General features: G+C 61.7%; 15 protein-coding genes. 8 read left to right on the top strand and 7 right to left on the bottom strand.

Features of this window, described 5'->3' with window-relative positions; genetic code table 11:
- Window positions 1-158: 158 nt before the first annotated feature.
- Window positions 159-1688 (bottom strand): AhpA/YtjB family protein, encoded by a 1530-nt coding sequence (locus PSH73_RS02245; protein ID WP_186625917.1) that lies wholly within the window; start codon window positions 1686-1688, stop codon window positions 159-161.
- Between the two features lie 133 nt (window positions 1689-1821).
- Between PSH73_RS02245 and serB the strand changes: the two genes are divergently transcribed.
- On the top strand, window positions 1822-3033 hold the full coding sequence (serB, locus tag PSH73_RS02250) for a phosphoserine phosphatase SerB (protein WP_305461853.1): 1212 nt from the start codon (window positions 1822-1824) through the stop codon (window positions 3031-3033).
- Window positions 3034-3166: 133 nt separating this feature from the next.
- Here the strand turns inward: serB and asd are convergent, their stop codons facing one another.
- From asd to PSH73_RS02265, 3 genes are read right to left on the bottom strand one after another with little or no spacing between them, the layout of a single operon-like run.
- Window positions 3167-4027, bottom strand: coding sequence for an archaetidylserine decarboxylase (gene asd, locus PSH73_RS02255; RefSeq protein WP_289138599.1), 861 nt, complete (start codon window positions 4025-4027; stop codon window positions 3167-3169).
- A gap of 16 nt (window positions 4028-4043) precedes the next feature.
- Window positions 4044-4859: a rhodanese-like domain-containing protein gene (locus PSH73_RS02260; RefSeq protein WP_200659355.1), complete on the bottom strand. Its 816-nt coding sequence runs from the start codon at window positions 4857-4859 to the stop codon at window positions 4044-4046.
- 57 nt (window positions 4860-4916) lie between these two features.
- Complete coding sequence (locus PSH73_RS02265; RefSeq protein WP_120731391.1) at window positions 4917-6452, bottom strand: HDOD domain-containing protein; 1536 nt, start codon at window positions 6450-6452, stop codon at window positions 4917-4919.
- A 166-nt stretch (window positions 6453-6618) separates the two neighbouring features.
- On the opposite strand from PSH73_RS02265, the gene motA reads away from it, so the two are divergent.
- Window positions 6619-7470, top strand: coding sequence for a flagellar motor stator protein MotA (motA, locus tag PSH73_RS02270; protein ID WP_057958147.1), 852 nt, complete (start codon window positions 6619-6621; stop codon window positions 7468-7470).
- Between the two features lie 3 nt (window positions 7471-7473).
- Window positions 7474-8496 carry a flagellar motor protein MotB gene (gene motB, locus PSH73_RS02275; RefSeq protein ID WP_128593134.1) on the top strand — a complete coding sequence of 341 codons (1023 nt, stop codon included), beginning with the start codon at window positions 7474-7476 and terminating at the stop codon, window positions 8494-8496.
- A gap of 53 nt (window positions 8497-8549) precedes the next feature.
- Here the strand turns inward: motB and PSH73_RS02280 are convergent, their stop codons facing one another.
- The gene (locus tag PSH73_RS02280; RefSeq protein ID WP_200659362.1) at window positions 8550-8945 is read right to left on the bottom strand and encodes a type II toxin-antitoxin system PemK/MazF family toxin; all 396 of its coding nucleotides are present in this window, start codon (window positions 8943-8945) and stop codon (window positions 8550-8552) included.
- Between the two features lie 283 nt (window positions 8946-9228).
- Window positions 9229-10260, bottom strand: a complete 1032-nt coding sequence (gene rsgA / locus PSH73_RS02285; RefSeq protein WP_057437388.1) for a small ribosomal subunit biogenesis GTPase RsgA — start codon at window positions 10258-10260, stop codon at window positions 9229-9231.
- Window positions 10261-10366: 106 nt separating this feature from the next.
- Here rsgA and orn point away from each other — a divergent pair, with 106 nt between their 5' ends.
- Both orn and PSH73_RS02295 read left to right on the top strand, forming a co-directional pair.
- Window positions 10367-10909: an oligoribonuclease gene (orn, locus tag PSH73_RS02290; protein WP_003188046.1), complete on the top strand. Its 543-nt coding sequence runs from the start codon at window positions 10367-10369 to the stop codon at window positions 10907-10909.
- Between the two features lie 282 nt (window positions 10910-11191).
- Window positions 11192-11806, top strand: a complete 615-nt coding sequence (locus PSH73_RS02295; RefSeq protein WP_169851492.1) for a trimeric intracellular cation channel family protein — start codon at window positions 11192-11194, stop codon at window positions 11804-11806.
- On the opposite strand, the gene queG is transcribed toward PSH73_RS02295, so the two are convergent.
- The gene (gene queG, locus PSH73_RS02300) at window positions 11788-12867 is read right to left on the bottom strand and encodes a tRNA epoxyqueuosine(34) reductase QueG (protein ID WP_305419040.1); all 1080 of its coding nucleotides are present in this window, start codon (window positions 12865-12867) and stop codon (window positions 11788-11790) included. The genes PSH73_RS02295 and queG overlap by 19 nt on opposite strands.
- Window positions 12868-12930: 63 nt before the next feature.
- Here queG and PSH73_RS02305 point away from each other — a divergent pair, with 63 nt between their 5' ends.
- From PSH73_RS02305 to PSH73_RS02315, 3 genes are read left to right on the top strand one after another with little or no spacing between them, the layout of a single operon-like run.
- On the top strand, window positions 12931-13791 hold the full coding sequence (locus tag PSH73_RS02305) for an NAD(P)H-hydrate dehydratase (protein WP_057437392.1): 861 nt from the start codon (window positions 12931-12933) through the stop codon (window positions 13789-13791).
- Window positions 13779-14246, top strand: a complete 468-nt coding sequence (gene tsaE, locus PSH73_RS02310; RefSeq protein WP_057437400.1) for a tRNA (adenosine(37)-N6)-threonylcarbamoyltransferase complex ATPase subunit type 1 TsaE — start codon at window positions 13779-13781, stop codon at window positions 14244-14246. Before PSH73_RS02305 ends, tsaE begins: the two co-directional genes overlap by 13 nt.
- A 17-nt stretch (window positions 14247-14263) precedes the next feature.
- Window positions 14264-15685, top strand: a complete 1422-nt coding sequence (locus tag PSH73_RS02315) for an N-acetylmuramoyl-L-alanine amidase (protein WP_057958187.1) — start codon at window positions 14264-14266, stop codon at window positions 15683-15685.
- Window positions 15686-15690 lie beyond the last annotated feature (5 nt).

The following is a 15690-nucleotide window of genomic DNA, read 5'->3' on the forward strand; positions in this document are numbered from 1 at the left end:
ATCGCAGCCAAATAAAAGGCCCGCTGAGTAAGCGGGCCTTTTTGTTTGGCGCAGATCAAATGTGGGAGCGGGCTTGCCCGCTATAGCGCAGTGTCAGTCGACACTTGATGACTGATCCAGCGCTATAGCGGGCAAGCCCGCTCCCACACAAGCCTGTGTCACATTGCTGGCTTGTTGCGGGTCTCATGCATCCGTGCCAGCTGACGTTCCAGCATCGACGGGTAAGGTTCCATCAAGCGCTCTACACAGCACGCGCCTTCAGGGCTGGCAATCGGGCGGATACGTGCGCGTTGGCGGATCAAGGCGTCGTCGCTGATCTTGCGCTCCACCAGCAGCAGGTTGCGGCTGTGTTGCGACAAGGCCAGGGCGTCCTGGGCGTTTTCGGTCAGCAGCAGATCAATCTGGCTCATGCCATACAGATCATCGCCCAATGTCAGGCCCAGTTGCAGTTGCAGGGTGATGCCGCTGTCGGCGACTTCGATCTGCAAGGCATGGCCCAGGGCGCGCAGCAGTTCACCGCAGCAGATGGCATTGGTCAGGTAGTCTTCGCCGCTGTCTTCGCTGTGGAACAGCATCAACGTGCTGCCGTCGTTCAGGGTGTGCAGTTCGCTCTGGTACAGCGAGGCTGCCTGGTCCAGGCAATCGCGGTAGCGTTCCAGCAACTCGGTCAGGCGTGCCCGTGGCAGGCGGCGCAATTGCTCCTGGGCGCCCAGTTGCACGGCCAATACCGCGCTGTGCTGGGGCTGGCTGCTCGCAGGCCGAGGCGCGACCACCGGGCTTGGCGCCGACTCGTCACGCAGGTCGGCAAACGGATCGTCATCGTCCAGGCGGTCTTCTTCGGCCTTGATGGCCGTACGCGGTGCCGGCTTGAGGCCAGCCATCGGCGTCGACTCGTCGAAGCTCGGATCGCGCAGGTTGCGCACTTCGAACTCGGGTTCGTCGTCATAGTCGGTGTCGTCGAACTCCGGCTCGGGCTTGGCTTCAGGTATGACCGGCTCCGGGGCAAAGCTGGTGTGCAACTGGCGGGCAAGGTCGCCGATCTCATCCTGGCGGTCGGTGGCCGGGGTGTGTTCGTCGATATCGCGCAGCCAGATGCGCAACTGCATCAGCGGCGTGGAGATATGCCGGCCCAGGCGCAGGCTCAAGGCTAGGGCCAAGGCCAGCAGGATCGCGCTGAGGATGCCCATGCTTTGCAGGCTGATGGTCATCGGCTGCTGGAACTGTTGCATGTCCAGGCTGATGCGCAATTGGCCGGCTTTCACATCCTGAAACGTGATATTGCTCTGGTACAGGCCTTCGGCCTCACCCAGCAGGCCGTTTTTCGGGCGTTGCCCGGCTTCGGCCATGATCCGGTTGTCCACGCTGTAGATGGCCGCGTGGGCCACCAGCGGGTTCTTGGTCAGGTTGTTGAGCAGCACGTTGAGGCTGAGGATGTCGTTGGACACCAACAGCTCGGTCGCCGAGGTGGCGGTCTGGGTCGTCAAGCTCTCGCCCAGGGCGTCGGCTTGCTCGTGCATGGCCTGTTTGAACTGCAAACCCATCACGCAGGCGTAGATCACCAGGGCCAGGGCGACCAGGATCACGTTATGGCTGGCGATGCGTAATGCGATCGGTACACGGCGGTGGCGCAGTGCCCGGAAGATCAGCAGGAAGAAGTTATCGGTTTTTACTGGCGTGGGCCGGTTCACTTGCGCTCGGCTCTTGGTCCGTGAAGTTGACGCGCAGTATAGCGACAGGCCCAAGACCGGCAAAGCGCTGGCTGTGCCCGATGGTCACTGAAAGTGGGTAGAATGCGGTTTTTTTCCAGCTCGGGGGTGCGCTTTGCGCGAAATTGTCCTGATTAACATCACCGGTGTTGACCGTCCGGGTCTTACCGCAGCCATTACCGGTGTTCTGGCCCAGGGTGGCGTGACCATTCTCGACATCGGCCAGGCCGTGATCCACGACACCCTGTCGTTCGGCATCCTGGTGGAGATTCCAGATACCGAACAGGCGTCGTCTGTGCTCAAGGACATCCTGTTTACCGCCTATAAGCTGGACCAGCAGGTGCGTTTCACCCCGGTATCCGAAGCGGATTACCAGCACTGGGTGGCCGGCCAAGGCAAGAAACGCCACATCGTCACCCTGCTGACGCGCAAGGTCACCGCTGAACAATTGCAGCGGGTCAGCTCGATCACTGCGCAATATGGCTTGAATATCGACCATATCGACCGTCTGTCGGGTCGCATGCCCCTGGACACCCCGGCGGACCAGGGCAAGGGCTGCATCGAGTTCTCCGTACGCGGTGAGCCGGCTGACCCGCAAGCCTTGCGCGCCGAGTTCCTCAGCGTGGCCCAGGAACTGAACGTGGATATCGCCTTCCAGGAAGATTCGCTGTTCCGTCGTAACCGGCGCCTGGCGGTGTTCGACATGGACTCGACTCTGATCGAAGCCGAAGTTATCGACGAGTTGGCCAAGGCCGCAGGTGTGGGCGAGCAAGTCTCGGCGATCACCGAGCGCGCCATGGCCGGCGAGCTGGATTTTCGCGCCAGCTTCAAGGAGCGCCTGGCATTGCTCAAGGGCCTGGACGTCAGCGTCCTCGATTCCATTGGCGCCTCCCTGCGCTTGACCGAAGGTGCCGAAACCCTGTTCGCCGAACTCAAGCGCCTGGGCTACAAGACGGCGATCCTCTCGGGCGGCTTTACCTACTTCGCCAAGCAATTGCAGGCCAAGCTGGGCATCGACTACGTGTTCGCCAACGAGCTGGAAGTGGTGGATGGCAAGGTGACGGGCGTGGCGGTCGAACCGATTGTCGATGCGCAACGCAAGGCTGACTTGCTCAAGGAGCTGGCGCACAAGGAAGGTTTGCGTCTGGAGCAGACCATTGCGGTCGGCGACGGCGCCAACGACTTGCCGATGCTGGCTATCGCCGGGTTGGGCGTAGCGTTCCGGGCCAAGCCGTTGGTCAAACAGTCGGCCAAGCAGGCGATTTCGACCTTGGGGTTGGACGGTGTGTTGTATCTGTTGGGCTTTCGCGACCGCGACGGCCAATAACGACAGGAACGCGGTCAAAAATGTGGGAGCGGGCTTGCTCGCGAAGGCGGTGTGTCAGTCAACTAAGGTGTCGACTGTCACACCGCCTTCGCGAGCAAGCCCGCTCCCACATTTGATTTTCGCTGTATTCGGATCAGGCTTTTGGCAGCGCGATACCCTGGCCCATCTGCACCGGCGTGCCTGCCGCCAGCTCTTGCGCCCACTTCACCTGATCCGGCCCAAACAGCACGATAGCGGTCGAACCCAGCTTGAAGCGTCCCAGTTCCGCACCTTTTTCCAGGTGGATCGGCGCACGGGCGGCTTCGTCGTAGCGCACGGTTTTCAGCTCGCGCTTGGGCGGCGTTACCAGGCCGGCCCATACGGTTTCAATCGACGCGACAATCATCGCGCCCACCAATACCACGGCCATCGGGCCGCGCTCGGTGTCGAACAGGCAAACCACACGCTCGTTACGCGCAAACAACTCCGGCACGTTTTCGGCCGTGGTCTGGTTGACCGAGAAAATCCGCCCAGGCACGTAGACCATTTCCCGCAGGGTGCCGGCCAGTGGCATGTGCACGCGGTGGTAGTCCTTCGGCGACAGGTAAATGGTGGCAAAGTCGCCGCCCATGAACGGTGCGGCAACGGCGGCGTCGCCACCGAGCAGTTCCAGCACGCTGAAACTGTGGCCCTTGGCCTGGAACACGCGGCCGTGCTCGATCGGGCCGAGCTGGCTGACTGCGCCGTCTGCCGGGCTCAGCACCGCGCCTGGGGTTGGGTCCAGGGGGCGGGCGCCGTCTTTCAGGGCGCGGGTGAAGAAGGCGTTGAAGTGCTCGTAAGCGGTCACGTCTTCTACCAGCGCCTGGGACATATCCACCTGATAGCGCTTGGCGAACCAGGTGGTGAAGGCATTTTTAAACCAGCGCACACGGCATTCGGCAATGCAGCCGGCCAGGCGCGACAGCAGGTGGTGGGGCAGCAGGTACTGGCTGAGGATAAACAAACGCTTTTTCATGAACTGTCCTTAAACCTTAAATCTCGACGGGGGTGTCGGGGTGGTTGCCCCATTCGCCCCAGGAACCGGCATAACCTTTGACTCGCGGATAACCGAGCGCCTTGGCCACCAGGTAGGTGAAGCCAGAACGGTGGTGAGTCTGGCAGTGGGTGATGATTTCTTTGTCTTTGGTCAGGCCCAGGCCTTCGAGGATCTGCGGCATGTCGCGGCGGATCCGCAGGTTGCGTGCCTTGTCCATGCCCGCCGTCCATTCGAAGTTGACTGCGCCGGGAATATGCCCGCCCTTGGCCGCGAGGACTTTTTCGCCGCTGTATTCCAGCGGGCCACGGGCATCCCAGATGCCCAGGTCGGCAGCGCCGAGGCGGCTTTGCAGGTATTCGCGGGTGGCCGTGGGCTCGTCGTGCAGGGTCAGGCTGACCGGGCCGCCGACGGCTGCGGTGACCTCAGTGGACACGGGGTGCTGTTCATCCAGCCATGCCAGTAGGCCGCCATCAAGGTAGTGATATTTCTTGTGGCCGATCACGTCGAGCAACCAGATAAACCGCCCGGCCCAGCCGCCGCCTTCGTCGTCATACACCACGTAGGTGGCATCCGGGGTGTGGCCCAGTTCGCCGAACAGTTTCTCCAGGTCGGCCTTGGCCGGCAGCAGCCCTGGGGCCGGTGGCTGGCCCAACTGGGTGCGCTTGGGATCGACAAAGTGCGCGCCGGGGATATGCCCCTGGGCATAACGGGCGGTGCTGGTGAGGTCCACCAGAATCAACGGCTCGGCGGCGAGGCGACTAAGCAGGTCGCTGGGTTCGATCACCAGCGGCAAGCCAGAAAAGTCAGGCATGTGAGGTCTCCCGGGCGCTAGGTTGGGTGATAAAAGAGGGCGATTGTAACGCAAGCATCAAGCGGTGCGGTTGGTAAAGCAGTGCAGGGCTTTCTCGATGCATTGGGCGGTTTTGCCGAAGGCCTGCACGGTGGTTTCGGAGAACGGCCCGCCCCCCTGGTCGGCAATCATCAGCATCACCACCCGGCCGTTACAGCTCAGGGAGCGCAGCAGCAAATGCTCGCCGACGAACAGGCGCCGCAATGAAGCAGGCAGCAGCACCGCGAATTGTGCGTGATTTTCCGGGTTGAGGCGCACTTGCGCAGGCTTCTCCAGCAAGCGTTGCAGCAGCGTGCTTTGTGCGGACTCAAGGCTCAGGTTGGCAGCGTCCTTGGGCAGGCCGTCGACCTGATGCACGCGCAAAGTGGCCAAGGCCTTGTCGGCCATCAGCAACATCACGCGCTGCATGCCACTGGCAACCAGGGCCTCCTTGGCGCAGGTGGTCAAGTGCATCGCATTGGCGAAGCGGCTGGGCTCCACCAGCAGCTCAGTACAACGCTTGCGCCACACCGCCAGGGCTTCGGCGGTCGGCGGCGGTGCGGGCAGCAGGCCGCGATGCACTCGTTGCACATGCCAGGGCCAGATCAACGCCAGTGCCGGATGCCAGAGACCGGCGGTCAGGGTATGGCGCGCGCTGATGACCGCCTGTTGGTGCACCTGTTGCTGCACGTCGGCCAGTGGTTGTTGCAGGTACAACGCGGTGAGGTACTGCCAGCGCTGGGTATGGGGGCAGGCCCAGGATTCCTGGGCCGCCAGTGCCATGCCATTGGCCAGTAGCACGGTATTGGCCGGTTGGTTCAGCCAGCGCCGCAGCGCCGGGTCGGCATCGAGTTTTTGCTGCTGGCTCAACGGCACTTCATCGCGGGCGATGTGCAGGGCCTTGACCAGTAAGCGTTGTTCCTTGAGCAGCAGTTGGTAGCCCTGGGACACCCAGATCGGCAAGCGCCAGGCCTCGGTCAGCTCCAGGCACAGTGCCAGCAGGGGCACGCCAAACAATTCCTGTTCGACCTTGCGTGCCGATTGACCCTTGTGGATCACCCGCAGCTCCCATTCCTCCAGGAGCTTGGGGTAGGCAACGGCCATCGGCCACAGCGGTGAAAGAAATAGCAGGCTGCCCCAATGAATATCCTGCCACAGGCGCGCCAGGCGGCTGGCAAACAGGCCGCTGGCTTGCTGCGAGGCATGCTGGCTGATCAGTTGCAATTGGCGCAGGGCCACGGGGATTTCATTGAGCGGCACTGACGGCAGGCGCGCGAGCAGTTCTTCGGTGCGCTTGAGGCCGAGGCGGTTGATCGCCACTTCAAGGTTTTCTGCGGGCTCTGCCAGGCTGCCGTGGGCCTGGTTGTTGGCTTCACGCATGACGCTCAGGACCAGTGCCGGGCTGTCTTGCATCAGCTCTGCAATATCTCGCAACGAACGGCGACTGTCGCCGATGGCCTTGCACACGGCAATGTGGCTCGCCTGCGGGACGGGCAGGAGAACCTCGTCCAGACGCTTGATCCAGCCAGCCAGAGAGTTGGGTTTTGTAGTTGGGACTGTCGTTTCGTTTGCCATGATTGGGGCGCGATCATCACTTGCGGTCAACACGCCCGGAGTGGGCCGAACTGGCTTTTCGCCTTAACGGGCTATAGTCTGGCGCAGTTTTGCCGATAAGTAGAAGAAGAGTTTTTAGATCTTCCGAATATGTCCATGAACCCGACGGCGCAAGTACTCATCCCCTATGGCTAAAATTATCGGCATCATCGTCGTCATCGCAAGCGTGCTCAGCGGATACGTTCTGTCCCACGGTAAAATTGCTGCGCTGATCCAGCCCTTCGAAGTGCTGATCATCGGCGGTGCGGCGTTTGGCGCTTTCCTGCAAGCTAACCCCAGCTACATGACCATGCACGTGCTCAAGAAATCGCTGGGCATGTTCAGCTCGCGCTTTTCCCACACGTTCTACCTGGAAGTGTTGGGCCTGGTCTACGAGATCCTTAACAAGAGCCGCCGTGAAGGCATGATGGCTATCGAGGCTGATATCGAGGACGCTGCGGCGAGCCCGATCTTCGCCAAGTACCCGGCCGTGCTCAAGGACGACCGCATGACTGCCTACATCTGCGACTATCTGCGCATCATGTCCTCCGGCAACATGGCCCCCCACGAGCTGGAAGGCTTGTTCGACATGGAGCTGTTCAGCCTCAAGGAAGAAATCGAACACCCGTCCCATGCCGTGAACGGTATCGCTGATGGCATGCCCGGTTTCGGTATCGTCGCGGCGGTGCTGGGAATCGTGGTGACCATGGCGTCGTTGGGCGAGGGCGACCAGGCCGCGATCGGCAAGCATGTCGGTGCGGCGCTGGTGGGGACCTTCTTCGGTATTCTCGCGGCCTATGGCTTCTTTGGCCCGCTGGCCACCTCCCTGGCCCACGACGCCAAGGAAGAGATGAATATCTACGAAGCGATCAAGGCGTCCCTGGTGGCTTCGGCTTCCGGCATGCCGCCATCCCTGGCGGTGGAGTTCGGGCGCAAGGTGCTGTATCCGAAGCACCGTCCAAGCTTTGCCGAGCTGGAACAAGCAGTTCGCGGTCGCTAAGCCATGGAAAACAACCAGCCGATTATCATCAAGCGCGTCAAGCGCTTCGCTGCCGGGCACCACGGTGGTGCCTGGAAAATTGCCTTCGCTGACTTTGCGACGGCGATGATGGCGTTCTTTTTGGTGTTGTGGCTGATGTCCACCGCGACGCCGGAACAGAAGATCGCCATCGCCGGTTACTTCAAGGATCCCATTGGGTTTTCCGAGAGCGGCACGCCGTTTGTGATCGACTTGGGCGGCTCGCCCGAATTGGCCCCTGAGCGCACCATCAACCCGGAGGTGCAGACCGAAGCGCCCCAGGAAAATATCCCGATCGAACGCCAGACCGTCGAGAGCATGGCCGAACAGGTCGAGCAGGAACGCCTGGAGCTGTTACTGCAAGAGTTGCAGAACAAGGTCGATGAAAACCCGCAACTGCAAAAATTCAAGGATCAGATCCACTTCGATATCACCCAGGACGGCCTGCGTATCCAGATCATGGATGCGGCCAATCGACCGATGTTCGACTCTGGCAGTGCGCGCCTGAAGTCTTACTTCGAAGACATCCTGCTGGCCATGGCCGACACCATCAAGGCGGTGCCGAACAAGATCAGCGTCAGCGGCCACACCGATGCCAAGCCGTATTCGGGCCTGGGCGATTTCGGTAACTGGGAGTTGTCGGCCAACCGTGCCAACGCCGCCCGCCGTGTCCTGGTGGCCGGCAGCTATCCGGATACCCAGGTGGCGCGCGTCGTGGGCTTTGCTTCATCCCAGCTGTTTGATGTCCAGGACCCGTTCAACCCGATCAACCGGCGCATTGATATTGTGGTGCTGACCAAAAAGGCCCAGCGTGCCATCGAAGGCGAGCAGGGTGCCCCTGCGCCGGTACCGACCCAGGGCGAGGGCGCGCCGGGTGAAGTGCCGGTAGACCCGAATGCCCTGCCACCCGAGCAGCAGCCGTTGCCGGCCCATGAGTTGCGGCAGAAGCTGAATCTGTTTGATGAGGGCGGGGTAAAGGCTCCTACGGTGCCTGCGCCAGGCTCGTAGGCGTACCGTCTAAATGAAAGCGCCCCGATCAGTCGGGGCGTTTTTACTTGTGCTCAAAGTGGGAGGTAGGCTTTGACGCCACTGATCACGCCTTGCATATCATCGGTATTCAGCCGCGGTACGAAGTACTCCCGACCTTTGGAGCGGGTCTTTCTATGCAGCTTGTCGAGGCGCTCGAAACTCACGGTATAGATCATGTCGCACTTCACCCACAGCTCTTTGTAGCCATCGGACTGAAGGGGGTTGATGTGTAACAGGTGGTGCCAGGCATGCTGGACTTCGGGGGCAGTAGAGGCGATCGGGACTACAGTGCACAGCCTGCGATTGTGGCTGGAGGTAGGGGATATCACCACGACTTTACGGATCTTCAGCATTTCAGGGGCGACAAAGCCTCGTGTGAAATCGCAGAGAAGAACATCGCCTTGTTTGGGGTGATAGTAGAGAGTCAATCGAATGTCCCACAAAAGCAAAGCCGCCCGAAGGCGGCTTCATTCGACACGCAGTGGAGCTTGCTTCGCCCCTTCTGCGCCGCTGGATCAACTCCGGGAAGGATCCAGACTCCTGCCGACTTTCGCCGGTAACGGAGTGATTATGGGCATCAGGAATTCCGAATTCAAGCTGGCTTGTGTCAACGAGCCACCCAGTTGTCCTGAATTCTTGATGCCGGCCCCTATTAAATCAATGGAGTAGGGGGTTGCAGGCTGCACTTAAAGTGTATTGAGGCATGGCCACTCAGTAACTGCTTTCCGGCAAACTCGCGATGATCGAGCGATAGCTGTTCATGCGTTGCTGCTGCACGCGCCCGTCTTCCAGGGCCTTGAGCAACGCACAACCCGGCTCGCGGTCGTGCTTGCAGTCGCGGAAGCGGCACGTGCCGATCAAGTCGTTGAACTCGATGAAACCCGCTTCTACATCTGCGCGGCTGACGTGGCCCAGGCCGAATTCACGGATGCCGGGGGAGTCGATCAGCTCGCCACCGCCCGGGAAGTGGAACAGGCGTGCGGTGGTGGTGGTGTGCGTACCCTGGCCGGACAGCTCCGACAGCGGGCCGACGCGGGTCTCGACTTCCGGTAGCAGGCTGTTGACCAGCGACGACTTACCCACGCCCGACTGGCCGACGAACACGCTGATGCGCCCGTCCAACTGCTGTTGCAGCTGTTCCATGCCGTTGCCATGGTGTGCCGAGACTTCCAGCACCGGGTAGCCCAACTGCCGATACACCGCAAGCAACGCATTCAGCGCCGGGGCGTTCTGGTCGTCGATCAGGTCGAATTTGTTCAGCAGCAACAGCGGGCGGATGCCAGCGTGCTCGGCCGCCACCAGGTAGCGGTCGATCAGGTTGGCGTGTGGCTCGGGCAGCGGGGCGAAGACGATGACAATCATGTCGACGTTGGCCGCCACCGGCTTGAGTTGGCCACGGCTGTCCGGGCGGCGCAGTTCGGTGCTGCGCGGCAGTTGCGCGACGATCACCCCGATGCCTTGGTTGCCGGCACGCCACACCACTTTGTCGCCGGTTACCAGGGCCGGCAGGTTGGCGCGCAGGTGGCAGCGGAACACTTCGCCGGCCAGCTCGCCCTCCAGGGCCTCGACTTCGACCTGCACCCCAAAGTGCGCGATCACCAGGCCCGTTTGTTCGGGGCCCAGGTCGCCACCCTCCAGCGCTTCCACGGCGGAAGATTCACGTTTGGCGGCGCGGGCAGCGCGTTCACCCTGGATTTTTTCGATGCGCCAGTTTTGGCGACGGTTGAGCTGGCGTTTGGCCATTGGTGTTCCGTGTCGATAATGCAAAGGTTGGATAAAACGGTCGCGAGTCTAGCACGCCCCGCCTGCTAAACTGCGCAGCTACGCCAAGGTGCCAAGGAACCACGACATGCAAAACCCACAGAACCTGATTTGGATCGATCTGGAAATGACCGGTCTGAACCCTGACACCGACGTCATCATCGAGATGGCGACCATTGTCACCGACAGCAACCTCAACACCTTGGCCGAAGGTCCGGTGATCGCCATCCACCACAGCGACGCGGTGCTGGCCACCATGGACGAGTGGAACACCCGCACCCACGGCAACTCGGGCCTGACCCAGCGCGTGCGCGACAGCCGCATCAGCATGGCCGAGGCTGAGGCCCAGACGATTGCCTTCCTGGAAAAGTGGGTGCCCAAGGGCAAGTCGCCGATCTGTGGCAACAGCATCTGCCAGGACCGCCGCTTCCTTTATACCCATATGAAGGGGCTGGAAAGCTACTTCCACTACCGCAACCTCGATGTGTCGACCTTGAAAGAACTGGCCGCGCGTTGGGCGCCAGAGGTCAAGGACAGCTTCCATAAGGGCAGCACCCACCTGGCCCTGGATGATATCCGCGAGTCGATTGCCGAGTTGCAGCATTACCGCAAGCATTTCATCAAGGCTTGAGTTCGTGGCGCCAGGGCTGGCGCCATCGCGGGCAAGCCCGCTCCCACAGTTGCTGTGTGGTGTGTGCAAAGTTCTGTGCCCTGCCCAGATCCCCTGTGGGAGCGGGCTTGCCCGCGATGGCGGTGGGACAAGTAAGGATGTATCGACTGACCTACCGCTATCGCAGGCAAGCCACACATTTGATCGCATTCCACGTGTGGGCATGCTCGGTCTTTCGCCGAGCGCCCCCTTTTGGTGCCCTCGCCAAATGATTAGACTGCGCGCCTCTTTGCAAGGATCGCCATCATGCTGCTGATGCTCTACCTCATCGCCATCACCGCCGAAGCCATGACCGGCGCCTTGTCCGCCGGCCGTCGTGGCATGGACTGGTTTGGCGTGGTGTTGATCGCCTGCGTGACGGCGCTGGGTGGCGGTTCGGTGCGCGATGTGTTGCTCGGCCATTACCCGCTGACCTGGGTCAAACATCCGGAATACCTGGTGCTGACCTCGGTAGCGGCATTGGTGACGATCTTTATCGCCCCGCTGATGCGCCACTTGCGCTCACTGTTTTTGGCGCTGGACGCCGTAGGGCTGGTGGCTTTCACCCTGATCGGCTGCATGACGGCCCTGGAAATGGGGCACGGCATGCTGGTGGCCTCGGTCAGCGGGGTGATCACCGGAGTCTTCGGCGGGATCCTGCGGGATATTTTCTGTAACGATATTCCGTTGATCTTCCGCCGCGAGTTGTATGCCAGCGTGTCGTTCCTCGCCGCCTGGTGCTACATGCTGTGCATCTACCTCGAACTGCCCAGCGAGCAAGCGATTCTGCTCACCCTGTTCAGCGGTTTTCTACTGCGACTGCTGGCCATCCGCTTTCACTGGGAAATGCCCAAGTTCGTCTACAACGACGAACATTGACGCGTCGCGTGCTGGTTCAGCGCCCATTCGACATGTTCGCGGACCAGTTCGGAGGGGTAGTCCCGGCGCGCCTTCAAGGCTTCCAGCACCGGAATGCTGGAAGGCGCGTTGCCCAGGCCCACGGCCAGGTTACGCAGCCAACGCTCATAACCGGCGCGGCGTAGCGGCGAGCCTTCGGTGCTGCTGAGGAATTTATCCTCATCCCACATAAATAACTCGGCCAGTTCGGCGTTATCCAGGTTGTGGCGCGGCTTGAAATCGCTTTCTCCTGAAGGTCGGGCGAAACGATTCCACGGGCAAACGATCTGACAGTCATCGCAGCCGAACACGCGGTTGCCAATCAGTGGCCGCAGATCCTCGGGGATTGCGCTCTTGAGTTCGATGGTCAAGTAGGAAATGCAGCGCCGGGCGTCCAGCACATAGGGGCCGACGAAGGCATTGGTGGGGCAGATGTCCAGGCAGGCGGTGCAGCGGCCGCAGTGTTCGGTGCTGTGGGGCGGGTCGACGGGCAGTGGCAGGTCGACGAACAGTTCGCTGAGGAAGAAGTAGCTACCGGCCTTGCGGCTGAGGACCAGGGTGTTTTTGCCGATCCAGCCCAGGCCGGCTTGTTCGGCGATGGCTTTTTCCAGCACTGGGGCGCTGTCGACAAAGGCGCGAAAACCAAACGGGCCGATCTGTGCCTGGATGCGGTCGGCCAGTTGCTGCACGCGCTTGCGGATCAGCTTGTGGTAGTCGCGGCCCAGGGCGTAGCGGGAGATATAGGCTTTTTCGGGTTGGGCCAGCAGTTGCGCCATTTGCGTATCGCCGGGCAGGTAATCCATGCGCAGGGACACCACGCGCAAGGTGCCGGGTACCAACTCGTCCGGGTGCGAGCGTTTGCTGCCATGGGCGCCCATGTAGTCCATCTCGCCGTGGTAGCCCGCGTCGAGCCAGCGCTGCAGGTGCTGTTCATGCTCAGCCAGGTCCAGGCCGCTGATGCCGACTTGTTGAAAGCCCAGCTCGCGACCCCAGTCTTTGATCGATTGGGCGAGGGCGGGCAGATCGGTGGTAATAGCAGGCATGAGACGAGAGAAACCGCAGGTTAGATGCGTATAATTCTGCCAGACATCGGAGCTTGAAGACGCATGCCGCAGACAAAACACGAAATAACCGACGTGCAGCCCCTGTTGCCCGGCCAATTGCCGCAACTGGCTGCGCGTTCCCCAGAGGCCCACAAGGGGCAGTTTGGCCACGTCCTGGTGATTGGTGGCGACCATGGCTTTGGCGGCGCCGCGCTACTGAGTGCTGAAAGCGCCTTGCGCAGCGGTGCTGGCCTGGTGTCCCTGGCGACCCGAAGTGAACATGTCCCCGCCGCTTTGACCCGCTTGCCGGAAGTCATGGTGCGCGGCGTGCATTCGGCCAATCAGTTGATGGGTTTGCTGGAAAAAGTCTCGGTGATGGTTGTCGGCCCTGGCCTGGGCGACATGGCGTGGGGCAAAAGCCTACTGTCGGTGGCCGCCAATGCCCGGCAACCCCAGGTCTGGGATGCAGACGCGCTGAACCTGCTGGCCGCAGGCCATGTAACCTTGCCGGCCGATTGCGTGATCACTCCGCACCCAGGGGAGGCGGCGCGGCTGATGGGGATCTCGACAGCCGAGGTTCAGGCCGACCGGCTTAAGGTGGCGCGCGCGCTGAGCCAGAAATTCAATGCAGTCACGGTGCTCAAGGGCGCGGGCAGCCTGATCGCCAGCCCGGATGGGCGGGTGGCGCGCTGTGACCAGGGGCATCCGGCCATGGCATCGGCGGGCCTGGGGGATGTGCTCGCCGGCTTGACCGGCGCGCTGCTGGCCCAAGGCATGCCAGCGTTCGAGGCCGCCAGCCTGGCAGTGTGGTTGCACGCCACGGCGGGCGATCGTCAGGGCACCTTGGGTCGCGGCCTGGTGGCCAGTGACCTGATTCCCGCCATTCGTCAGTTGTTGGAGGAGCAGTCACCGTGTCTGAAGTAACGCTGTTTATAGCGGATGAAGAGGCCATGGTGGCTCTCGGCAAAAGCATTGCCGAGATCACCGGGGGTGTGGGCCTGATTTTTCTGCAAGGTGATCTGGGCGCCGGCAAAACCACGCTGTCGCGCGGCATCATTCGCGGGCTTGGGCATAGTGGTGCAGTGAAAAGTCCGACGTTCACCCTGGTAGAACCTTACGAGATCGGTGAGGTGCGGGCGTTCCATTTCGACCTGTATCGCCTGGTGGATCCCGAGGAATTGGAGTACATGGGCATCCGCGATTACTTCGATGGCGACGCCTTGTGTCTGATCGAGTGGCCGGACAAGGGCACAGGCTTTTTGCCAAAGCCCGACCTGACCATTACCATTACTGCGCATAACCATGGGCGTCAGTTGAAATTGTTGTCCCAGAGCGCGCGCAGTGAGTCCTGGTGTGCCGCTTTGGCTTTGAAATTCTAATAATGGGTGGGTTAGGTATGCGCTTTCGCGCGTTGGTTGCTGTCGTGGGGGTGTTGCTTGCGGCAATGACTGTCAATGCTCTGGCTGCTTCACAGGTGAAAAGTGTGCGCCTGTGGCGAGCTCCGGATAACACGCGACTGGTGTTCGACCTGTCTGGCCCGGTCCAGCACAGTGTCTTTACCCTGACGGCGCCTGATCGCCTGGTGATTGACATCAACGGTGCGACCCTGGCCGCGCCCCTGAAGGTCTCCACTGCGAACACGCCGATTACCGCGATGCGCTCGGCCCAGCGCACGCCGACTGACCTGCGGGTGGTCATCGACCTGAAAAAGGTCGTGACGCCGAAGAGTTTTTCCCTCGCGCCGAACGCCCAGTATGGCAACCGCCTGGTGGTCGATCTGTTCGATAACCCTGCCGATGCGGCACCAGCCCCTGCACCTGCGCCTTCTGTCGCCACCACGCCAGCCGTGCCGGTCAGCCCCGCGCAGCCCCAGGTCAAGTTGCCACCGCTGCCGCCAGCCCCGGCCGGCAAACGTGACGTCATCGTGGTGATCGACGCCGGCCACGGCGGTGAAGACCCGGGCGCCTCGGGATCCCGTGGCCAGCACGAAAAAGACGTGGTCCTGGCCATCGCCCGCGAATTGCAGCGTCAGATCAACGGGATGAAAGGCTACCGCGCCGAATTGACCCGTACCGGCGACTACTTCATCCCGCTGCGCGGGCGTACCGAAATCGCCCGCAAGAAGGGCGCCGACCTGTTCGTGTCGATCCACGCCGACGCCGCCCCGTCGAAGGCCGCCTTTGGCGCCTCGGTGTTTGCCCTGTCGGATCGTGGCGCCACATCCGAGACCGCACGCTGGCTGGCCGACAGCGAAAACCGTTCCGACTTGATCGGCGGTGCCGGCAACGTGTCCCTGGATGACAAGGACCGCATGCTCGCGGGTGTATTGCTGGATCTGTCGATGACTGCCTCGCTGACCTCCAGCCTGAACGTCGGGCAGAAAGTCCTGACCAACATGGGCCGGGTCACCCCGTTGCACAAGCAGCGGGTGGAGCAGGCCGGGTTTATGGTGCTCAAGTCGCCGGATATCCCGTCGATCCTGGTCGAAACCGGCTTTATCTCCAACGCCAACGAAGCCAACAAGCTGGCCAGCGCCAGCCACCAGCAGGCGCTGGCGCGCTCCATCAGTTCCGGCGTGCGTCAGTTCTTCCAGCAGAACCCGCCGCCGGGCACCTATATCGCCTGGCTACGGGACTCCGGGAAAATCGCCCAGGGCCCGCGTGATCACCGGGTGCAGCCCGGCGACACCTTGGCCATGCTGGCCGTGCGTTTCCAGGTTTCGGCCGCCACCTTGCGCAGCGCCAATAACCTGAAAACCGATGAGCTGAAAGTCGGCCAGGTGTTGACCATCCCCAGCACTAAGTTGGCAGCACAGTAATGAGC

It is taken from the genome of Pseudomonas sp. FP2294 (assembly GCF_030687625.1).
Taxonomy (GTDB): Bacteria; Pseudomonadota; Gammaproteobacteria; order Pseudomonadales; family Pseudomonadaceae; genus Aquipseudomonas; species Aquipseudomonas shahriarae.